Below are 20,179 nucleotides of genomic sequence, written 5' to 3'. Positions count from 1 at the left end.
CGAGCAGGCCAGGGCGGTTTGGGTTTTATTGCGCGAGCGGGACGGGTTCAGCGCGCGACGGCCGCCACGCTGGCGGCCACCAGGTCCGCGACGCGGTCGAACTCGCCGGCCGCGATCGCCGCACGGGGCACCATCCAGCTACCGCCCACGGCGAGGACCGACGGCAGCGCGAGGTAGTCGGCAGCCGAGTCGGCGTCGATGCCGCCGGTCGGCACGAAGGAGACCTGACGGAACGGCGCGGACAGGGCGGACACCGCCGCGGCCCCGCCGGAGCTGCCGGCGGGGAAGAACTTGAGCACCGTGACCCCCGCTTCGAGGGCCGTCATGACCTCCGTCGCGGTGCTCGCGCCCGGCAGCACGAAGATCCCGTGCTCCTGGCACCGGCGGACGACGGCCGCGCTGAACCCGGGCGACACGACGAACCGCGCACCGGCCCGCACCGCCGCGTCCACCTGGTCGGGGGTGGTGACCGTGCCCGCGCCGACCGTGACGCCGCCGTGGGCGGCCATCCGGGCGATCGCCTCGGCCGCCGCCGGGGTGCGGAAGGTGACCTCGGCGATCGGCAGGCCCCCGGTCGCCAGCGCGTCGGCCAGCGGTTCGGCCGACGCGGCGTCGTCGAGGACGACGACCGGAACCAGGCGGTGCGTGCGCAGCAACTCAGGCGTGTTCATGGTTTCCCCCTGGGGTTTCGGCGGTGGTCAGGTGCACCGGGACGTCGGCCCGGCCGGTGACACCGAACTGGGCGAGGACGGCGACGCCGAGAACGGTCGCCTCGGGCTCGTCCACGAATCTCAGTCGGCGGCGGGTGGCCTCCTGGCGCAGCCGGCGCCACGTCTGCCAGCCGGCGGCCACCCCTCCGACGGTGACGTCGGCGATCTCGACGGCGCCGAGACGGCCCAGCCGCGCGGTCGTCGCCTCGGCCTCCACCGCGAGTCCCTTCAGCAGGCTGGCCATCGCGTGAGCGCGGGTGACCTCCATCGGCATGGCGGCCAGTCGGGCGCGGCGCACGTCGGCCTCGACCACCGCCGGGGCGACCTCATCGACGACGTGGGCCAGCTCCACCCACAACGTCGCGTCGGGGACGCCGGAATAGAGCATGTCGTGCCAGGCCTGGTAGTACCGGCCGGACGGGGTGGCGCGGTGCACGAAACGCAGGCCGCCCGCCACGAAGATCCCCGTGTCGAGGCCCGGTCCGACCACGTCGGGCAGTTCGTCGACCAGCAGCACCTGCGCCTCTGAGGTGCCGACCGACACGTACACGTCGCCGGCGGTGCGGACGCCGGTGCCGAAGGCGCCGCACATGTGGTCGTGGCCGCCGGCGACCACGGGGACCCCCGCCGGCAGCACGCCGCCGCCCGAGGTACGGCCCACCACGGTGGCGCTGTCGATCAGGTCGGGCAGCGCCAGCGTGGCCAGGCCGAGGTCCGGCAGCACGTCCGTACGCAGCAGGCCCGCGCGGATGTCGAGCAGCCCGGTACGCGAGGCGTGCGAGACGTTGAGGAACACCGGGGCCGTACGGTCGGCGAGCAGGTCCCGGGCGACGAAGTCGGCGAGCGAGGTGAAGGTGCGCGCCGCCGCCAACTCGTCGGGCAGGTGCTCGGCCAGCCAGCGCAGCTTGAACACCGAGAAGGTCTCGTCCGTGCCGGCCCAGTCGCTGTCGGCGCCCAGGGCCGTCTTGGCCTGCTGGCCGTGCCCGGCGAACCAGGCGAGCACCGGCGCGGTGACGGTGCCGTCGGCGGCGAGCAGCACGACCTCCTCACCGACCGATCCGACGCTGATCCCGGCGAGGTCGTCGGGCCGTACCGCCGGGTCGGCCAGCAGTTGGGCCAGCAGGTCGCCGACCGCCGCCGCGAGTCGGTTGGCGTCCCGCCGGCCGCCCCACGGGTCGGGGTGAACGACGGTGGGTGCGTGCCGGAGCGCGACCAGCCGGCCGGCGTCTGTGTCGTAGCAACCGACCTTCGTCCGCGTGGTGCCGATGTCGACGCCGATGAACTGGCTCATCCGTGGGCCGCCCGTCCGGTCGCCCCCCGGGTCACCGTCACCCTCTCCCGCAGCCGCCCGACCAGCACCGGGTCGACGTCGGGTGCGAGTGAGGCGGCGTTCGCGGCCCCCATGGCCGAGGCCAGGGTCAGGGCCGCCGCCGGGCTCTCGCCCTGGCCCAGGGCGACCGCGAGGCCGGCCAGGAAGGAGTCACCGGAGCCGGTCGCGTTGACCGTCTCGACCGTCGGGGTGTCCACCGCCAGGTCGTCGGCGCCGTCGGTCCAGACCGCCCCGTCGGTGCCGAGGGTCACCACGAAGGTGGCGCCGGTCTGGCCGTGCAGGGCGCGTACGGCGGCCGTGGTGGCGGCCCGGTCCGGCAGCGGCCGGCCCAGTACGCCGGCCAGCTCCTCGGCGTTGGGTTTGACCACGAGCCGACCCACGGGTCGGCTGGCCCGGGCGTCGTCGACGACCCGGGCCAGGGGCTCGCCGTGCGCGTCGACGAGCGCCGTCGCGCCCCGGGCGAGCGCCAGCCGGGCGACCCGGGCGTGCAGGTCGGCGGCGCAGCCCGGCGGCAGGCTGCCCGTGGAGACCACGACGTCACCCGGGCGCACCGTCGCGTCGAGTCCGGCGAGCAGTTGTTCCTGTTCACCGGCGCTGACCTGCGGGCCCCGTTCGTTGAGCACCGTCGAACGACCGGTGCTCCGGTCGATCACGACCGGCGTCACCCTGGTCTCACCGGCGATCCCGACGTGCCGGTCGAGCACGCCGAGCTCGCCGCAGCCGTCACGGATCACCTGGCCGACGGGACCGCCGACGAAGCCGTGCGCCGTGACGGTGGCGCCGAGGCGACGGGCGCCCCGACAGACGATCAGGCCCTTGCCGCCGGGCAGACTGCGTACCTCGACCACCCGGTTGACCTCGAACGGCCGGAACCGCTCCACCACCTGAAGCCGGTCGAGGGCCGGGTTGGGACACACGACGTGCAGCGTGAACGCCGGCATCGGACTACTCGGAGTCGATCTGGTAGAGGGCGTAGAGCTCCTCGTCGCTCGCGCCCAGCACCTCGTCCTCGCGCTCGCGGAAGGTCCGCACGGTGTCGCGCACCATCTCGTCGAGCCGCTCGGGCTGCGGCGGCAGGTTCATCGCGGCGTAGGGGTTGCCGCCGGCGCCGAGAGGCTCCGCCGAGCAGTAGTTGTCGCCCCGCTGGTAGCCGATGGCGTACAGCGCCATCAGCACCACGTCGAGGTCGAGCAGGCCGTGGCCGAGGGCGTGGCGGTTGCTGTCCGCCAGGTGCAGGTTGATCATGCGGTCGCCGTGGTCGAGGATCGTGGCGCCGATGTGCCGCTCGCCGCTGAGCATGTGGTAGAGATCGCCGTTGATGTGCGCGATCGCCGGGTGGTCCACCAGGTCGAGCAGCCGCAGCGCCTGCGCGAAGGTGTGCACCACGCTGGTCTCCTCGGGCCGGATGGGCTCGACCGCGCCCCGGATGCCGGCGGCGGCGAAGTCGTCGGCCACGAGCCGCATGGTCTGCGCGGAACGCTCCAGCTCGTAGGAGTCCTGGACCGTGGGCCGGCCGACCGAACCGGCACCGAAGAGCAGGTACGAGCCGCCGACCGCCTGGGTGAACGTCGCCTGGCGGCGGAAGTACTCGATGGCGCGGGCCCGCACGTGCGGCAGGTTGTGGGCGAACTCCTGGTCGGGGGTGACCATGCCGCAGACCCCGGAGACGGTGATGCCGTGCTCGCCGAGCACCCGCAGCGTCTCGTCGGGCCGGTATCCGAGGTCGGGGGAGTAGAGGTTGCCGTGCAGCTCGATGTACCGCACGTCGTTCTTCTCCAGCCGCGCCGCAGTCGCGGCCAGCTCCTCGGTGCCGAACCCCCAGTTGCTCCAGCCGAACTTCAGCCTCGGCTCCGTCGGGGTGTGGCCCCGACGGGCCCCGACGAACGCCCGGACGACCCGCTGGTCGTGGAGGCGGAAGGGTTGAGGTTTCATGGTGCGGGTCCTTTCGCGGAAGCGGAGGTCAGGCCTTGCGGCGGACGAACTTCTGGCGGAGGTTGCGCGGGTGCAGGTGCCCCAGGTTCCCCTGACGCCACTGGTCGAACACCGCCGCCAGGACGATCACCAGACCGATGCTGAGCTGCTGCAGGAACGGCGACAGGGCCAGCAGGATGAACGCGTTGCGCAGGACGCCCAGCAGGCAGGCGCCCAGGAAGGCGCCGATGATCGATCCCCGGCCGCCGGAGAGGCTGGCGCCGCCGATGACGGCCGCCGCGATGACGTCCAGTTCGTAGCCCATGCCGGCCTGGGCCTCGGCCACGCCGACCTGGGTGGAGAAGACGATCCCGGCGATGCCGGCGAGCGTGCCGATCAGGACGAAGGTGAGCACCCGGGTCCACGCCACCGGGATGCCACCGGTACGGGCGGCGGCGTCGTTGTCACCGATGGCGGTGACCCGCAGGCCGAAGACGGTGCGGGTGAGCAGGAGCTGGCCGAGCAGGACCAGTACCAGGAAGATGATGACGCTCACCGGGATGCCGCCGAAGACCCGGCCCTGGCCGATGAAGGACAGCTCGCTCGGCATCGCCTGCGGCAGGCCGCCGGTGATGAGCTGGGTCAGTCCACGCGCGATGGAGAGCATGCCGAGGGTCACGATGAACGAGCTGACCCGGCCGAGCACGACCACGGATCCGATGGCGAGACCGCACAGCGCGCCGACGCCGATGCCCACGGCCGCGGCCACCCACGGGTTGGCCCCGCTGCCGTAGACCGAGCCGGCGGTTACCGCCGAGAGGGCCAGCACCGAGCCGACCGAGAGGTCGATCTCCTTGGCGATCAGGACGAACGTCTGCCCGACGGCGATGATGCCGACCACGACCACCGTCTGCAGGACGTTGTACAGGTTGTCCTTGCGGAGGAAGTTCTCGTTCGCCACGCTGACGATCAGGGCCAGCACGATGATCACGCCAAGCAGCCCGGTCTCCTGGCGCTTGACGAGTGACAGGACGCCCTCCTTCCAGGAGCGCTCCTGCCTCTGGGGGGCGAGAGTGGCACTCATGTTGATCCTTCGGTCGCGCCCATGGCCGCGGCGACGATGGGCTGGGGTCCGGCGTTGTTCGGGGCATCGAGGGTCACGCGTCCACCACGGACGACGACCACGCGGTCGGCCAGCTCGACGACCTCCTCGAGTTCGGACGAGATGAACCACACCGCCAGGCCCTCGTCGTGGGCCAGTGCGCGCAGCGTCGCGTAGATCTCGGCCTTGGTGCCGACGTCGACGCCACGCGTCGGCTCGTCGAGGATCAGCACCTTCGGCCGGGCCGCGAGGGCCCGCGCGAGCAGCACCTTCTGCTGGTTTCCGCCGGACAGCGAGGTGATGGGCGCCTCGCTGGAGGCGGCCTTGACGCCGAAGCGCCCGGTCAGTTCGCGCGCCTTCGCGTTGGTCCGGCGGGGGGAGACCCAGCCGAGCCGACCCAGGGTCGACAGCACCCGGACGGTGAGGTTGTAGCCGACGCTCTGGGCGTGGAAGACCTCGGTACGGCGTTCCTCCGCGACGTAGGCGAGGCCGAGCCGCTGGGCCGCGCCGGGTCCGGGGATCCGCACGGGCCGGCCGGCGACGCTGATGCCACCGCCGGTGAGGCGGCGCAGCCCGATCACGGCCTCGGCGATCTCGGAACGGCCCGCGCCGACGAGCCCGGACATCCCGACGATCTCACCGCGGCGCACCGCGAAGCTGACGTCGGTGAAGCCGTCGCCGGTCAGGCCGCGCAGTTCGAGTGCCAGCTCGGCCTGTTCGATCGCCCCGCTCCGGTCGGCCATGACCTCCGCCACGACCGCCCGCTTCCGTTCGCCGGCCATCAACGCGACGGCGCGCTGCTGGTGGAGGTCGCCGGGCGGACCGGCGGCGATGAACGCGCCGTCGCGCAGCACGATCACGTTGTCGACGATCGAGTAGACCTCGGCCAGCCGGTGGCTGACGAGGACGACCGCGACGCCCTCGTCGCGCAGCCGGGCCATCACCGCGAAGAGCCGCTCGGACTCCTCGTGCGTCAGGCTGGAGTTGGGCTCGTCGAGGAAGAGGACCTTGGGCTGGCGGGAGAGCGCCCGGACGATGTCGACCATCTGCCGGGACGCCGCCGACAGGTTGCGGCACAGCGTCGACGGGTCGGGCAGGTAGTCGGCCATCTCCAGTCGGTCGAGCAGCTCGCGGGCCCGCTGGACGTTCGCCCCGCGCCGGGCCAGGCCGAACCCGGAGCGCTCACCGAGGTCGTAGAGGAACAGGTTGTCGGCAATGGTCAGTTCGCCGATGAGTAGCGGCTCCTGGTTCACGACCACCACTCCGGCGGCGATCGCCTCCAGCGGGCTCGCGAAGGAGACGTCCTCGCCGTTGAGGGTGAGCCGGCCGGCGTCGGGCTGCATCTGACCGGAGCACAGGCGGATGAGGGTGGACTTGCCGGCGCCGTTCTCCCCGAGCAGGCCGGTGACCTGACCGGCCGGGAACTCCAGCGACACGTCGCGTAGCGCCCTGACCGCGCCGAACGACTTTGTCAGGCCGGCGGCCGCGAGGGCCGCCGGCCTGACGTCGTCCACATGGTTAGTCGGTTCCATGAGGTGGTGGCTTCTCCGATCAGGAGGCGCCCGGGGCGCCGAGCGGCTTCACCGAGGGGTCGTGCTCTGCCAGGTTGTCCTTCGTGACGAAGGGGGCGGTGGCCTCCTGCTTCACCTCGGCGGGCTGCTTGCCGGTCACTGCGGCGTTGAACAGTTCGACCGCGACGTTGTAGCCCTGACCGAACGCGTCCTGACCGATCACGCCGTGCATCGAGCCGTCCTTGAGGGCCGCGATGTTCTCGGTCGTGATGTCGTAACCGATGACCTTGACGGTGTCCTGCTTCTTGGCGGCGGCGACGGCCTGGGCCGCGCCGAACGGGCCGCCGGCGGTGGCGTAGATGCCGACGAGGTCGGTGGTGGACTGCAGGTAGTTCTGCGCCGCCGCGAAGGTGTTGGACGCGGAGTCCTTGGCCTCGACGCCCTGGCTGACCGGGGTCAGCTTCGAGCCCTTGAGCCCGTCGACGAAGCCCTGTCGGCGCTGCTCCGAGCCGGGGGCGGTGAACTGGCTGACGATGATGCCGACCTTGCCGGACTTGTCACCGGAGGCCTTGATCATCTCCTGGGCCGCGGTCTGACCGGCCTTGTACTGCTCCTGGGCGTAGTTGATGGTGCCGCCGGAGGTGCCCACGCAGTCGAAGAGCGTGTTGTAGACGCCCATCTTGATGCCCTTGGCCGACAGGTTCTTGATGTCGGCGCAGTTGCCCTCGCCGGCGATGAAGAACCCGACGCCCTTGTAGCCCTGGGCGTCGGCGGCGCGGATGGCGCTGGAGACCGTCTGCACGTCGATGTTCTCGCCCGCGACGATCCAGTCCACCTTGCCCTTGCGGGAGCCCAGGACCCGGTCGGCGTAGTCGGCGCCGGCCTTCACCGAGACCCAGTACGGGTTGTTGGCGAACCCGATCATGGCGATCTTGACCTCGGAGTCCGGAGCCTGGTCGGTGGGCACGGGACGCCCGGCGATCGGGTCGGCCGGCTCGCCGCTGCCCGAGTCGTCGGCGCCGCAGGCCGTGGTGGCCAGGGTGACGGCCAGCAGTGCGGCGACGCCCCGGGCGAGCGTCTTGCCGCGTGTCCGGTTGGACATCTTTCCTCCAGGGATGGTGGGGGTGGGACGTTCCCCGTGCGTTCTTCGAGGAATCAGTGGCCCGCCGGAGGGACGTCGCCCGGTTGACCCGGGACGCGTCCCTTCATCGTTCGCTGTGGTCCCTGCACGTGTGCCGTGTGCGCAGGCCCACACTTACGGAGCAACACTACATTTGACCGTCCGGATGTCAACGGTGCGTTTCCCGAATGTTAGCCGGAGGCGGCGGGAGCCGGTAGCCGTGCTACCTCCCCAAGTCCGGTTTATCCGTGAAGTTCAGTTATTGCACCCCCGACCATTCCGCCAACTGAGCGAAATCAGGTCTGTTTCGCTACAAACAACCCCTCGGAGCCAGGCGGGTGGGTGACATCCCGTTGTAAGTTTGCTACAAAGTGAGCTGAGGGGCGTGCCGTACGGGTTCGGCGCCCGGAGCAGGAGGAGCACGGTGACCACACCGCAACAGGGACCGGGACTGGTCATCACCCCGAGGGAGATGGTCGGACGCACCGGTCGCTACGAGAAGAGGCTGGCCGACCTCGGCGGGCTCTTCGCCGACGAGGCGGCGTTCACCGCGCGCCTGGCGACCGAGGCCGACCGGGTCATCTACCACGTCGACGAGTTCCGCCCGTCGACCGAGGCGGGCGACCTGATCACCGGGATCTCCACCCTGTCGCCCGGCCGGGTCGGCGCCGAGTTCCACATGACCCGCGGCCACATCCACGCCCAACAGGACCGCACCGAGATCTACCACTGCCTGGCCGGTCACGGACTGATGCTGATGGAGACCCTCGACGGCCGCACCGTCGTGACCGAGCTGCGCCCCGGCGTCGTCGCGTACGTGCCGCCGGTGCACATCCACCGCAGCGTGAACCTGGGCGACACCGACCTGGTCACGCTCTTCTGCTACCCGGCCGACGCCGGCCAGGACTACGGCATCATCGCCCGCTCCGGCGGCATGCGGCACCGGGCCGTCGCCGACGGCGACGGATGGCGCCTCGAGGAGAACCGGACCTATGTCGCCCGTTGAGATCACCGGCCCCGCGCTGGCCCGCATGATCGACATCAGCGCCGTGCAGGCCCAGCACGGCCGCGTGGACGTCGAGGAACTCGCCGGCCACGCCCTGGCCGGAGACTTCGTCGCCGCTCACGTGCTGCCCTCCTGGCTGCCCGTGCTGCGCCCGCTGCTCGACGGATCGAACACCAACGCCGGCTCCCCGGTCGGCTTCCCGTCCGGCGGCTCGGCCACCCCGGTCAAGGTGACCGAGGCGCGCTGGCTGCTCGACGCGGGGGTGCAGGAGATGGACGTCGTGATGAACGTCGGGCTGGTCCGCTCCGGCGAACTGGCCGCGGCCACCCGCGACGTCGCCGCCGTGCTGGAGGCCATCGACGGACGGGTACCCGTCAAGGTCATCCTTGAGGTCGGCCTGCTCGACGAGAGCCAGCTGCGCGACGCGGCACGGGCCGCGGTCGACGCCGGGGCCGCGTCGCTGAAGACCGGCACCGGCTGGCAGCCCCGGCCGACCACGCCCGAGCACGTCCGCGTGATCCGCGAGATCGCCGGAGCGGACCGGGAGATCAAGGCCTCCGGCGGCATCCGCTCGTTGGCCCAGCTCCACGCCCTGCTCGACGCCGGGGCGACCCGGTTCGGCATCAACACCGCGTACGCCGTGCGGCTGGTCGGGCAGGCCGGGGAGGCGACGCCGTGACCCCCGACGACCTGCGGCCGGCCACCCGGCCCACCATGTACTTCATCGGCGTCAGCACCGCGTCGTCGGCGATCCACCGCGTCTTCGCGGCGTGGCGTCCCCTCCTCGACCTGGACGGGGTCAACCTCGTCGGCATCGACGTGCCGGTCGGCGCGGAGCCGGCGGTCTACCGCCGGGTCGTCGAGCACCTGCGCGACGACGAACTCTCACGCGGCGCCCTGGTGACCACCCACAAGCTCGACCTCTACGCGTCCAGCCACGACCTGCTGCGGCAGGTCAACGACGACGCCGCCCGGCTGCGCGAGACCAGCGCGCTGGTGGCCCGGGACGGCTGGATCGACGGCCTGGCCCTGGACACCGTCACGAGCCAGATGGCCCTGCGGTCGATCGTCGCGGAGACGGCGGGCCGGGACGTGCTGGTCATGGGGGCCGGCGGGGCCGCCCTCGCCCTCTGCGACTACTTCGCCCACCGGGCCGGCGACGACGCACCCGGGCGGGTCGTCGTCACCGACATCGCCGACCAGCGACTCGCCGACCTCATCGCCGACGTCGCCACCGGCGACCCGGCGATCACCTGGCGGACCCGGCGCCTCGACCGCGGCGAGGTGCACGACGAGCTGCTGGCGGGCCTGGCCCCGGGCGCGCTCGTGGTCAACGCCACCGGCATGGGCAAGGACCGGCCCGGCTCACCGCTCAGCGACGACGCCACCTTCCCGCACGGCGGTTACGCCTGGGAGTTCAACTACCGCGGGGAGCTCGGCTTCCTGCGCCAGGCGCGGGCTCGGGCCGAGGCCGACGCGCTCACCGTCGCCGACGGCTGGCGGTACTTCGTCCACGGCTGGACCAGGGCGATCGACGCCGTGTTCGACCTCGGGATCCCCACCAGCGGCCCGGACTTCGAGCGGCTGTACGACGCGGCCCAGGAGGTGCGATGACGGTACGCGCACAGTGGCTCGGACAGGCCGGCTTCTGGCTCACCGCCGCCGGCCCCGACGGCGAGGCTCACCTGCTCGTCGACCCCTACCTGTCGGACTCCCTGGCCCGCAAGTACGCCGGCACGACGTTCCCGCACGTCCGGATGCTCCCGCTGCCGGTGACCGCGGCCGGCCTGCCGCCGCTGCGCGCGGTGCTCTGCTCGCACGCCCACACCGACCACATGGACCCGGACACCCTCGTACCGCTGATGGCCGCCCAGCCGGAGCTCCGGCTGGCCTGCCCCCGCGCGGTCGTCGACGAGGCGCTGCGCCGCTCCCGCGCCCCCCGGTCCCGGCTGGACGCCCTCGCCGACGGCGACCGGGTCGACTACGGGCCCTTCACGGTCACGGCGCTGCCCGCCGCCCACGAGGAACGCCTCCTGGACAGCCACGGTGACGACCACTTCCTCGGCTACGTCGTCGAGGCCGCCGGCACCCGGATCTACCACTCCGGCGACTGCGTGCCGTGGGACGGGCAGGCCGAACGGCTCGGCGAGCTGAACATCGACGTGGCGCTGCTGCCGGTCAACGGACGCGACGCACACCGGCTCGCCCACGGCGTACCCGGCAACTTCGACTTCGCCGAGGCCGTCGAGCTCTGCGCGGCTGCCGGCATCCCCACCCTGGTGCCACATCATTGGGGAATGTTTGACTTCAACACCGTCGATCCGGCCACCTTCGACCTCGACGCCGCTGTGCGCCGCGGCGTCACGGTGCGCGTACCCCGCCACGGCGACACCCTCGACCTGAGGGCTGCCCGATGAACGCCGGGACCGTGCTGGAGCGCATCAACAAGGGCCTGGAGACACTGCGCCGTTCCGAGCGCAAGGTCGCCGACGTCGTCCTCGCCGATCCCCACGGGGTCGTCCGGATGACGCTGGCCGAACTCGCCGAGACGGTCGGGGTCAGCCAGCCGACCATCGTCCGGTTCGCCAACGCGATCGGCTGCGACGGGTTCCACGACTTCCGCATCCAGCTCGCGCAGAGCGTCGCGCTCGGCATCCCCGCGACCCAGTCGGTGATCGAGGCCGAGGACGGCACGGCCACCCTGGTCAGCAAGATCTTCGACTTCTCGATCACCTCGCTCGACCACGTACGACGGCACCTGGACCCACAGGCCCTCGACCGGGCGGTGGGAGCCATCACCGCCGCCAGCCGGGTCGTCTTCATCGGACTCGGCGCCTCGGGCATCGTGGCCATGGACGCGGAACAGAAGTTCCCGCTGCTCGGGGTGCCGTGCTCGGCGCCGATCGACACGCACCAGCAGTTCCTCGCCGCGTCCACCAGCACACCGTCGACGGTCCTGGTGGCCATCTCGAACACCGGTCGCACCGCCTCGATCCTGGACACCGTACGCGTCGCCCGGGACCGGGGGGCGACCGTCGTCGGCATCACCGGCGGCCTGTCGCCGCTGGCCGAGCTGAGCGACATTGCGCTGATCGTCGAGTCTCTCGACAACACCGACGTCTACACGCCGACGATCTCGCGGCTGGCCCAGCTCGTCGTCATCGACACCATCGCCACCATGACCCTGCTGCGCCGGGGCGAGTCGGCGCTCGACGACGTCCGCGAGATGAAGACCAGACTGGCGCAGATGCGTACCGGGTTGCCGCACCAGGGCGGCGCGGACCGGCGGGGGGCGACATGAGTGACGTCGCGCTCGCCTTCGACCTGGGCACCGGCGGCTGCAAGGCGGCCCTCGTCGACCTGGCCGCACAGGTCGTCGGCACCGCGTTCGCCCCCTACCCCACGGCCTATCCGGCGCCGGGACGGCACGAACAGCGCCCGACGGACTGGTGGGAGGCGGTCGTCAGCTCGTCGCGGGAGCTGCTGGCCGCCGACGCCGGCCGGCACCGCGTCGTCGCGGTGGGGCTGTCCGGCCACAGCCTGGCGATGGTGCCGGTCGACGCGGACGGCAAGTCCCTGCTGGACTCGGTGCCGATCTGGTCCGACACCCGCGGGGAGGACGCGGCGGCGGCGTACTTCGCCGACGCCGACGAGACCGACTGGTACGCGCGCACCGGCAACGGATTCCCGCGCGGCATGTACACGGTGTTCAAGGCCGCGTGGCTGCGCTCCGCGCACCCGGACGTCGCCGCCCGTACGACGCGGATCCTCGGCAGCAAGGACTGGGTCAACGCCCGGCTCACCGGTGTCCAGCGCACCGACCCGAGCTACGCCTCGGGCAGCGGCGCCTACGACCTCGGTACCCGGCGGATGCTGCCCGACGTGCTGGCCGCCCTCGGGCTGCCGGCCGACTGGTGGCCGCCCATCGTGCCGTCCACCGAGGTCGTCGGCCGGCTCACCGCGGCAGCCGCGGCGGCCACCGGCCTACCGGTCGGGATACCCGTCGTGGCCGGCGGGGTCGACAACTCGTGCATGGCGCTCGGCGCGGGCCTGGACCACGCCGGTGAGGCGTACGTGTCGCTGGGATCCTCCAACTGGGTCACGGTGGCCGCGGTCGACCCGGTGCTCGACCAGGTCGACCGGCCGTTCGTGTTCGACCACGTCCTGCCGGGCCTGTACATCTCGGCTCTGTCGACCTTCGGCGGCGGCAGCAGCCTGAGCTGGCTGGCCGCCGTGCTCGGCCGCGACGACGACCTCGACGCCCTGCTCGACGAGGCCGCCGCCGTGCCGGTCGGCGCGGACGGGCTGACCTGCGTGCCGACCCTCGCCGGCGGCACCGTCGCCGAGGGCGGCGTGGGCGTGCGCGGCGCCTACCTGGGCCTGGATCTCGGGCACACACACGGCCACCTGGCCCGCGCCCTGGTCGAGGGCATCGGCTTCAGCCTGGCCGACGCCGCGCACCCGATGCTCGCTGCGGTGCCCGCCGCCCCGGAGATCACCGCGACCGGCGGCGGCGCCCGCGGGCGACTGATGCTCCAGGTCCTCGCCGACCTCGTCGGCCGGCCGATCAGCCGCCCGGACGCCGCGCAGCACGGCGCCGCGCTCGGCGCCGCGACCCTCGCGCTGCTCGGCACGGGCGCCTGGACGGACACCTCGACCCTGCGGGCGGCCCGGCGCGCGGCGCTGCGCGTCGAACCGCGCCCGGACCTCGCCGCCGCCTACACGCTGCCCCGCGCCCGGTTCGACGTCGCCCGCGCGGCGACCCGGGCCCACGCCGTTCCGGCGGCGACCGACCACCACCGCACCACGACATAGGAGAAGCCGCCATGCCCCTCGCCGATCCACGCCCCCTCCTCGCAGCCGCCCGCAGCGCGGGACACGGAGTCGGGGCGTTCAACGCGACCCTGCTGGAGCACGCCGAGGCGCTGGTAGCCGGCGCCGAGGCGGCCCGCGCGCCGCTGGTGTTGCAGATCAGCGAGAACGCGGTCCGCTACCACGGTGGCCTGTGCCCCATCGCGCTGGCCGCGCGTGCGCTCGCCGAGGCGGCGGACGTCCCCGTCGTGCTGCACCTCGACCACGCCGAGGACGTCGACCTCGTCCACCAGGCGGTGGACCTCGGCTTCACCTCCGTCATGTTCGACGGCTCCCGGCTGCCCGACGACGAGAACCGCGCCACCACCCGCCGGGTCGTCGCGCACTGCCACGCCCGCGACGTCGCGGTCGAGGCGGAACTGGGTGAGGTCGGTGGCAAGGACGGCGTGCACGCCCCGGGTGTGCGCACCGACCCCGGCCAGGCCCGCCGGTTCTGGGAGGAGACCGGCGTCGACTCGCTCGCCGTCGCGGTCGGCACCTCCCACGCGATGGCGTCCCGCGACGCGGTGGTCGACCTGGAGCTGGTCGCCGCGATCTCCGAGCTGGTGCCGGTGCCCCTGGTGCTGCACGGTTCCTCCGGCGTCGACGACGCGACCCTGCGGGCCGTGGTGACCCGGGGGATGACGAAGGTCAACATCGCCACCCATCTCAACAAGGTGTTCACCCGGGTGGTGCGCGAGCGGCTCGACTCGGACCCCGAGCTGCTGGACGCGCGCAAGTACGTCGCGCCGGCACGCGACGCCATGGCGGCGGAGGTCGAGCGCCTGATCACGCTGCTCGGCCCGGAGACACCGCGGGTGCGGTCGTGACCGGGCCCCGGATCCTCGTCACCCCCCGGTCGATGTCGGCCCCGGGCTCGGCCGCCGTCGACCGGCTCAGGGCCGCCGGCTTCACCGTCGTCACACCCGCTCCGGGACGTCAGCCCACCAGCGCGGAACTCGCCGCCGCGGTGCCGGGTGCCGTGGGCTGGATCGCCGGCGTCGAGACGATCGACGCGGGTGTCCTGGCCCACGCCGACGCACTCCGGGTGATCAGCCGCAACGGTGCCGGCCGCGACGCCATCGACGGTACGGCCGCCGACGCTGCCGGCGTCCAGGTGCTCACCGCCCGGGGCGCCAACGCCCAGGGCGTCGCCGAACTCGCCCTCGCGCTCGCCCTCATGGGCCTGCGCGGCCTGCCCGAGGCCAGCGCCGCCCTGCGCGCCGGCCACTGGTTGCGCGGCACCGGGCGGGAGGCCGCCGGGCGTACCCTCGGGGTCGTCGGTCTCGGCGCGATCGGGCGCCGGCTCGCCCACCTGGCGCACGGCCTCGGCATGCGGGTCGTGGCGCACGATCCGTTCGTCACCGACGGCGGCGACGTGGCGCTGCTGCCGCTGGAGGCACTGCTGCGCACCAGTGAGGTCGTGTCGCTGCACGTCCCGCCGTCACCGGCCGGGCCGCTGCTCGGGGCCGCCGAACTCGCCCTGCTTCGCGACGACGCCGTCCTGCTCAACACCGCACGGTCGACCCTGGTCGACGAGGTGGCCCTGCTGGCGGAGCTGGAGTCCGGCCGGATCGCGCTGTACTCGGTCGACGCCTTCGACCGCGAACCGCCGGAGCCGTCGGCCCTGCTCGCCCACCCCCGGGTGGTGCCGACGCCGCACCTGGGCGCCGCGACGACCGAGAGCGTTCGCCGGGCGTCGGACGCCGCGGTGGACAACCTGCTCGCCGCCCTCGGCGTCGAGGGCGCGGGTCGCTGATCCGCCGTCCGGACGTACCTCACCGCACCCGCACCCGCGCCGGCCGGCGCGGGTGCGGGTGCGGTGAGCGGCGGGGTGGTCGCGGGACGTCGGTGCTCCGGGACCGGAGGTTCAGGCGTAGTCCTCGGAGAGCTGGCCGCGCAGCTGGGCGAGCGCTCGGGTGATGAGCCGGGAGACGTGCATCTGGGAGACGCCGATCCGGTCGGCGATCTGGGCCTGGGTCAGGTTGCCGTGGAAACGCATGCTCAGGATCCTGCGTTCGCGTTCCGGCAGCGTGGCGAGCGCCGGGCCGAGGGCGACGCGGATCTCGGCCAGGTCGAGGCCGTGGTCGTCGGCGCCGAGGGTGTCGCCGAGTTCCATGCTGCCGTCGGCACCGGTCGGGGTGGACAGCGAGGTGGCCCGGTAGGCCCGGGCCCCTTCCAGTCCTTCCAGGACCGCCTCCTCGGTCAGGTCGAGGTAGGTCGCGATGTCGGCCACGGTCGGCGAGCGCCCCAACGTCTGGGTGAGGGTGCTGTTCGCCTCGCTGATCGACAGGCGTAGTTCCTGCAGGCGGCGGGGCACCCGCACGGCCCAGGTGCGGTCACGGAAGTACCGCTTGATCTCGCCGATGATGGTGGGGATGGCGTACCCGGTGAAGTCGACGCCCCGGGTGGGGTCGAACCTGTCGACGGCCTTGATGAGCCCGACCGCGGCGGTCTGGGCCAGGTCCTCGTCGTGTGCGCCGCGTCCGGCGTAGCGGCGTGCCAGGTGGCGGGCGAGTGGCAACCACGCCTCGATGGCGCGTTCCCGCAGTGCCGGTCGGCGGGGGTCGTCGGCCGGGGTGGCGGCCATCACGGCCAGGAGGTCGTCGGCGCTGTCGGCGTTGTGCGCGCTGCTTCGTTCGCCGAAGCGGGCGCTGGTCGCCGGTTCGAGGGTGGTGGTTGCCATGGGGTGGTCCTTCCCGCACGTGCCCGTGGATCGGATCGACCGGAAGATCTCCGAACCGGCTGTCGCCGGAGCACACGTACGGGCGGGTGCGCTGTCGCAAGGCCACGATCACGGGCCTAGCCACCGCGTCATGTCGTCCAGATGATGTTGTGAACACTACCCGAATGATTGGCTAATTACTAGCTGAACGGATGATGCGATGTGCTGTGTCTTTCGCAACGCGCTGAAGCGGATTTCGGGGGTGCGAGGGTTGGCGGGGCCTGCGCCGGCTCGGCCGCCGATCGGTGCCGCCTCGTGCCCACCGGCGGCCCTGCCGGGGTGTACGAGGCCGTGCCAGGATGTGCTGGTGTCGTACCCTCCTCATCCGTCGTACCCGCCCATGCCGGGCGCCGTCACGCCGCTGATCGCCTACCCCCACCCGATTTCGCCGCCCCCGGGCCACGCGGTGCTGGCCGTCTCGGTCAACCGCGGGCCCTACATCGTGCCCGCGCCGACCACCAGCAGGTTCAAAGTCGACCGCCAGGTGGTGCCGATCCCCGGCGAGGGCACCTGGTACGTGGCCGTCCCGGCGGGGCCACACGACGTCCGCTACACCGACTTCATGGGCATCCCCGTCATGACCACCGCGCTCGTCGCCCACCCCGGGGCCCTGCACGCCCTGTCGTTCCGCTTCGGCGGCTGGCGCAACCGCGTCCACGACGGGCACGGCACCGACGTGACGAAGTTCGGCATGTGGTCGAACTACAGCATCCTGCTAGTCACGCTGCTCGTGGTCGGGCTGCTCTGCTGCGGTGGCACCGGGCTCCTCGCCTCGCTCTCCACCTCGCCCTGACCGCCTCGCCCTGACCCCCTCGGCCGCCGGCCACTGAGGACAGCGTCCGTCCGACCTGGGCGCCGTCCTCAGTGGCCGGCGGCGGATCCCCCGTGGATCAGCCTCGGCGGTACGTCGACCAACCGTGCGGAGCCCGGGCCGTCGCGCCGGTTGCGCAATCTCGAAGAGGACCGGCACGCCTCGATCGCCTACCGTCTCGACCATGGTCCGCGCAGGCAACGCCGTGGTACTGGGTGCCAGCATGGGCGGGCTGATCGCCGCCCGGGTGCTCAGCGACGCGTACGACACCGTCACGATCGTCGACCGCGACATCCTTCCCGAGGTGGCGGCGCCACGGCGCGGGGTGCCCCAGTCGCGTCAGCTGCACGTTCTGCTGGCCCGGGGGCGGCAGGCGCTCGACGAACTGTTCGACGGTCTCAGCGACGAGCTCCACCGGGCCGGCGCACCCCTCGTCGACCTCAATGGCCAGGTGCACTGGTGCAACGACGGCTATCCGATGCGCCGCTCCCCGTCCCAGCTCATCGGCGTGGGGGTCAGCCGCCCCCTGCTGGAGCGCACGGTGCGGGCCCGGGTGGAGCGGCTGGGGAACGTCCGCTTCCGGCCGCCCGCGGAGGCGACCGGTCTGCTGAGCACCGACGACCGCCGCCGGATCACCGGTGTCCTGGTGACGCCGCGAGACGGGGCGGCCTACCGGCTCGACGCCGACCTGGTGGTCGACGCCTGCGGCCGGGCGTCGCGTACCCCGGGGTGGCTGACCGCGCTCGGCTGTCCGGCCCCGGCCGAACAGCGGGTCGCGGTCGACGTCACCTATGTCACCCGCAACTACGAGCGCGACCCCCGCCACCTCGACGGCCTCCTCGGCGCGCTGACCAATGCCGTCCCGGGGCGTCCGCGCACCGGCATCGTCGCAGCCCAGGAGGATGGCCGCTTCGGGGTGGCCCTCGCCGGGGTGCTCGGCGAGCAGCCACCGCTGGACGACGAGGGCTACGCGCGGTTCGCCGAGTCGCTGGGCCTGCCGCTGATCAGCCGGTTGGTGCGCGAGGCCACCCCCGTCGGCGAACCGGCGCTGATGCGGTATCCGGCGAGCGTCCGGCGGCGCTACGAGCGGCTGCGCCGCTTTCCGCTCGGCTACCTGGTGTTCGGGGACGCCCTGTGCAGCTTCAACCCCGTCTACGGTCAGGGCATGACGGTCGCGGCCACCGAGGGCCTGCTGCTGCGGACCCTGCTGGCGGGCGACCGGGACCGGCTGTGGCGGCGGTTCTTCCGCGGGGCCGGCAAGCTGATCGACGGCCCGTGGTCCATCGCGGTCGGCACGGATCTGCGATTCCCCGAGGTGACCGGGCGCCGGACGGTGCGGGTGCGGCTCGTCAACGCGTACGTGCACCGGCTCCACGCCGCCGCCCGCACCGACGCGGTGCTCGGCACCGCCTTCCTGCGGGTCCTCAACCTTGTCGACCCGCCGCACCGGCTGCTGCGTCCGGCGATCGTGCGTCGGGTGCTGCGGGGCGGCGCCTCGCGGTCCGCGCGGGGTGCCCGGCCCGGAGCCGTCCCGGGGACCTGATCCCGGCCGCGACCGAGGTGACCGTGCCGCCCCGGCGGCGGCCGGCGACGTCCGTAGGGTGCCCGGCCCGTCGGCCGGGATGACCCCGGCCGGCGGTGTGGGGCCCTACGGGCTGGTCGCGGAGGCCGCCGCCCGGACGAGCGTGACCTCGCCGCGGCGCGCGACCGGGACGATCAGCGCTGACGCGGCCAACGCGGCCACCGCGATGCCGAGCCAGCCCCAGAAACCGAAGGCGATGACCAGGCCGGACAGCACGGCCGGGCCGATGATGTTCTGCGTGATCACGTGTAGGTCGAACGCGCCGAGGTACTCGCCCTGGGCGTGCTCCGGGGCGAGGCCGAAGGCGAGGCCCCACCCCGAGGCGGCCTGCATCACCTCGGCCACCGACAGGATCAGCACCGCGGCGACGATCGCGACGGACACCAGCACGATGTCGTCGTTGAGGGCGGTCACCGCGATGACGGCGCAGCCGCCGGCCAGCCAGTAGCCGGAGCGCCGGGCGAGTCTGCCGGCACCGTCCACGGTGTCCGCGCCGCGGCTGGCCCGCACCTGGAACAGGATGACGAACACCGTGTTGAAGATGAGCAGCAGCGGGATCAGGAAGTGCGGCAGCGAGGTGCGGTTGAGCGCCCACAGCGGCATCGTGACCAGGATGACGGTGACGTGGGAGGCGAGCACCGTCGAGACGCCGACGACGGAGAGGAAGCGCGGGTCGCGTACGGCGGCGAAGCGCTTGAAGCCCACCGGAACGGGACGCGACGGCGTGTCGGGCAGGCGGGTGACCAGCAGCGCGGCGCTGGCCATCAGCGCGGCGGTGGTGAGCGGGATCAGCACGAGCAGCCGCTGGCTGAGCGCGGCGACGGCAGCCACGCCGATGCCGATGCTGAAACCGATGTTGAACACCGACCGCATCATGGCCTTGAGCTTGACCCGTTCCTCGGCGGGCACGAGGTTGCCGACGAGAGCCCCGTTGGTCGGGCCGGTGCCGTACTCGATGAAGCCGACGACGACCACCAGGGCGAAGAAGTGGATCGCGTTGTCCACCAGGGCGTAGAGCCCGAATCCCACCGCCAGCGCGGCGAACAGCATGACGAGCAGCCGGCGCGCGCCCACCCGGTCGGCGATCACGCCGAACAGGACCGATGAGATGAAGGCGGACATGCCCGCCGCGGACAGGCCCAGGCCGACCTGCTTGGGGTCGAGGCCGACGCGGAGCGTGAAGTAGACGACACTGCCGCTGAGAAAGACTCCCTTGCCGATCGATTCGGCCAGCCGGATCGCGATCAGTTTCCTGCGTAGCGGATCGGTCGGTACCAAACGGGTTCCGGAATCAATCAATCGCGAAAAGGGCATATTCGCACATCCTGGTGTGGGGGAGCGGTCGGCGTCAATCATCGCGGTGGCGGCGCCGGGCGGGCCAGGGCGTTCGGTGGGCCGGGGGGTGGGACGAATTCCTGGGTCGATCGGGACGGTTGCCCGTGGACGCCCGGAGCGCGGTGGGCTAGTCGTGCGGCCCGACCAGGGCGGGCGTCCCGGGTCGGGCGAGGCGTTGAGCAGGC

Annotated in this window: 19 protein-coding genes; 10 read left to right on the top strand and 9 right to left on the bottom strand. The window is 72.6% G+C overall.

Features of this window, described 5'->3' with window-relative positions:
- Positions 1-47 precede the first annotated feature (47 nt).
- Genes eda through OG617_RS33415 form a run of 7 tightly spaced genes read right to left on the bottom strand, consistent with a single transcriptional unit; the run spans position 48 to position 7,666 of the window.
- On the bottom strand, positions 48-671 hold the full coding sequence (gene eda, locus OG617_RS33445) for a bifunctional 4-hydroxy-2-oxoglutarate aldolase/2-dehydro-3-deoxy-phosphogluconate aldolase (protein ID WP_350885478.1): 624 nt from the start codon (positions 669-671) through the stop codon (positions 48-50).
- Positions 658-2,001: an L-fuculokinase gene (locus tag OG617_RS33440; protein WP_405097071.1), complete on the bottom strand. Its 1,344-nt coding sequence runs from the start codon at positions 1,999-2,001 to the stop codon at positions 658-660. The genes eda and OG617_RS33440 overlap by 14 nt, the downstream gene beginning before the upstream one ends.
- Complete coding sequence (locus OG617_RS33435; protein ID WP_396684318.1) at positions 1,998-2,981, bottom strand: 1-phosphofructokinase family hexose kinase; 984 nt, start codon at positions 2,979-2,981, stop codon at positions 1,998-2,000. Before OG617_RS33435 ends, OG617_RS33440 begins: the two co-directional genes overlap by 4 nt.
- 4 nt (positions 2,982-2,985) lie before the next feature.
- Positions 2,986-3,972, bottom strand: a complete 987-nt coding sequence (locus OG617_RS33430; protein WP_405097069.1) for a sugar phosphate isomerase/epimerase family protein — start codon at positions 3,970-3,972, stop codon at positions 2,986-2,988.
- A 28-nt stretch (positions 3,973-4,000) separates the two neighbouring features.
- A complete protein-coding gene (locus OG617_RS33425) occupies positions 4,001-5,035 on the bottom strand; it encodes an ABC transporter permease (RefSeq protein ID WP_405097067.1) in 1,035 nt (344 codons plus the stop codon).
- Positions 5,032-6,585 carry a sugar ABC transporter ATP-binding protein gene (locus tag OG617_RS33420; protein ID WP_405097065.1) on the bottom strand — a complete coding sequence of 518 codons (1,554 nt, stop codon included), beginning with the start codon at positions 6,583-6,585 and terminating at the stop codon, positions 5,032-5,034. Before OG617_RS33420 ends, OG617_RS33425 begins: the two co-directional genes overlap by 4 nt.
- Before the next feature lie 19 nt (positions 6,586-6,604).
- Positions 6,605-7,666, bottom strand: a complete 1,062-nt coding sequence (locus OG617_RS33415; RefSeq protein WP_405097063.1) for a sugar ABC transporter substrate-binding protein — start codon at positions 7,664-7,666, stop codon at positions 6,605-6,607.
- A 442-nt stretch (positions 7,667-8,108) separates the two neighbouring features.
- Here OG617_RS33415 and OG617_RS33410 point away from each other — a divergent pair, with 442 nt between their 5' ends.
- Genes OG617_RS33410 through OG617_RS33375 form a run of 8 tightly spaced genes read left to right on the top strand, consistent with a single transcriptional unit; the run spans position 8,109 to position 15,300 of the window.
- Complete coding sequence (locus OG617_RS33410; RefSeq protein WP_405097061.1) at positions 8,109-8,690, top strand: glucose-6-phosphate isomerase family protein; 582 nt, start codon at positions 8,109-8,111, stop codon at positions 8,688-8,690.
- On the top strand, positions 8,677-9,369 hold the full coding sequence (gene deoC, locus OG617_RS33405; protein ID WP_405097059.1) for a deoxyribose-phosphate aldolase: 693 nt from the start codon (positions 8,677-8,679) through the stop codon (positions 9,367-9,369). The genes OG617_RS33410 and deoC overlap by 14 nt, the downstream gene beginning before the upstream one ends.
- On the top strand, positions 9,366-10,304 hold the full coding sequence (locus OG617_RS33400) for a hypothetical protein (protein WP_405097057.1): 939 nt from the start codon (positions 9,366-9,368) through the stop codon (positions 10,302-10,304). The genes deoC and OG617_RS33400 overlap by 4 nt, the downstream gene beginning before the upstream one ends.
- On the top strand, positions 10,301-11,107 hold the full coding sequence (locus OG617_RS33395) for an MBL fold metallo-hydrolase (RefSeq protein ID WP_405097055.1): 807 nt from the start codon (positions 10,301-10,303) through the stop codon (positions 11,105-11,107). The genes OG617_RS33400 and OG617_RS33395 overlap by 4 nt, the downstream gene beginning before the upstream one ends.
- The gene (locus OG617_RS33390; protein WP_405097053.1) at positions 11,104-11,991 is read left to right on the top strand and encodes a MurR/RpiR family transcriptional regulator; all 888 of its coding nucleotides are present in this window, start codon (positions 11,104-11,106) and stop codon (positions 11,989-11,991) included. Before OG617_RS33395 ends, OG617_RS33390 begins: the two co-directional genes overlap by 4 nt.
- On the top strand, positions 11,988-13,505 hold the full coding sequence (locus OG617_RS33385) for an FGGY-family carbohydrate kinase (RefSeq protein ID WP_405097051.1): 1,518 nt from the start codon (positions 11,988-11,990) through the stop codon (positions 13,503-13,505). Before OG617_RS33390 ends, OG617_RS33385 begins: the two co-directional genes overlap by 4 nt.
- Positions 13,506-13,516: 11 nt before the next feature.
- Positions 13,517-14,371, top strand: coding sequence for a ketose-bisphosphate aldolase (locus tag OG617_RS33380; RefSeq protein WP_405097049.1), 855 nt, complete (start codon positions 13,517-13,519; stop codon positions 14,369-14,371).
- Complete coding sequence (locus OG617_RS33375; protein ID WP_405097047.1) at positions 14,368-15,300, top strand: NAD(P)-dependent oxidoreductase; 933 nt, start codon at positions 14,368-14,370, stop codon at positions 15,298-15,300. Before OG617_RS33380 ends, OG617_RS33375 begins: the two co-directional genes overlap by 4 nt.
- A 111-nt stretch (positions 15,301-15,411) precedes the next feature.
- On the opposite strand, the gene OG617_RS33370 is transcribed toward OG617_RS33375, so the two are convergent.
- Positions 15,412-16,227 (bottom strand): RNA polymerase sigma factor SigF, encoded by an 816-nt coding sequence (locus tag OG617_RS33370; RefSeq protein ID WP_405097045.1) that lies wholly within the window; start codon positions 16,225-16,227, stop codon positions 15,412-15,414.
- A gap of 346 nt (positions 16,228-16,573) precedes the next feature.
- Here OG617_RS33370 and OG617_RS33365 point away from each other — a divergent pair, with 346 nt between their 5' ends.
- Together OG617_RS33365 and OG617_RS33360 are read left to right on the top strand one after the other, a co-directional pair.
- Positions 16,574-17,059, top strand: coding sequence for a hypothetical protein (locus OG617_RS33365; protein WP_405097043.1), 486 nt, complete (start codon positions 16,574-16,576; stop codon positions 17,057-17,059).
- Positions 17,060-17,261: 202 nt separating this feature from the next.
- Positions 17,262-18,620 (top strand): FAD-dependent oxidoreductase, encoded by a 1,359-nt coding sequence (locus OG617_RS33360; RefSeq protein ID WP_405097041.1) that lies wholly within the window; start codon positions 17,262-17,264, stop codon positions 18,618-18,620.
- A gap of 105 nt (positions 18,621-18,725) precedes the next feature.
- Here the strand turns inward: OG617_RS33360 and OG617_RS33355 are convergent, their stop codons facing one another.
- Entirely contained in the window at positions 18,726-19,937 is a 1,212-nt protein-coding gene (locus OG617_RS33355) for an MFS transporter (protein WP_405097039.1), read from the bottom strand.
- Positions 19,938-20,179 lie beyond the last annotated feature (242 nt).

The organism is Micromonospora sp. NBC_01412 (assembly GCF_045040215.1).
Taxonomy (GTDB): domain Bacteria; phylum Actinomycetota; class Actinomycetes; order Mycobacteriales; family Micromonosporaceae; genus Micromonospora; species Micromonospora rubida.
This window is presented reverse-complemented; position numbering and strand designations above follow the sequence as displayed.

Coding starts and splice junctions, on each gene's coding strand:
- eda (WP_350885478.1), bottom strand. CDS start 671: ATGAACACGCCTGAGTTGCTGCGCACGCACCGCCTGGTTCCGGTCGTC.
- OG617_RS33440 (WP_405097071.1), bottom strand. CDS start 2,001: ATGAGCCAGTTCATCGGCGTCGACATCGGCACCACGCGGACGAAGGTC.
- OG617_RS33435 (WP_396684318.1), bottom strand. CDS start 2,981: ATGCCGGCGTTCACGCTGCACGTCGTGTGTCCCAACCCGGCCCTCGAC.
- OG617_RS33430 (WP_405097069.1), bottom strand. CDS start 3,972: ATGAAACCTCAACCCTTCCGCCTCCACGACCAGCGGGTCGTCCGGGCG.
- OG617_RS33425 (WP_405097067.1), bottom strand. CDS start 5,035: ATGAGTGCCACTCTCGCCCCCCAGAGGCAGGAGCGCTCCTGGAAGGAG.
- OG617_RS33420 (WP_405097065.1), bottom strand. CDS start 6,585: ATGGAACCGACTAACCATGTGGACGACGTCAGGCCGGCGGCCCTCGCG.
- OG617_RS33415 (WP_405097063.1), bottom strand. CDS start 7,666: ATGTCCAACCGGACACGCGGCAAGACGCTCGCCCGGGGCGTCGCCGCA.
- deoC (WP_405097059.1), top strand. CDS start 8,677: ATGTCGCCCGTTGAGATCACCGGCCCCGCGCTGGCCCGCATGATCGAC.
- OG617_RS33395 (WP_405097055.1), top strand. CDS start 10,301: ATGACGGTACGCGCACAGTGGCTCGGACAGGCCGGCTTCTGGCTCACC.
- OG617_RS33390 (WP_405097053.1), top strand. CDS start 11,104: ATGAACGCCGGGACCGTGCTGGAGCGCATCAACAAGGGCCTGGAGACA.
- OG617_RS33385 (WP_405097051.1), top strand. CDS start 11,988: ATGAGTGACGTCGCGCTCGCCTTCGACCTGGGCACCGGCGGCTGCAAG.
- OG617_RS33380 (WP_405097049.1), top strand. CDS start 13,517: ATGCCCCTCGCCGATCCACGCCCCCTCCTCGCAGCCGCCCGCAGCGCG.
- OG617_RS33370 (WP_405097045.1), bottom strand. CDS start 16,227: ATGGCAACCACCACCCTCGAACCGGCGACCAGCGCCCGCTTCGGCGAA.
- OG617_RS33360 (WP_405097041.1), top strand. CDS start 17,262: ATGGTCCGCGCAGGCAACGCCGTGGTACTGGGTGCCAGCATGGGCGGG.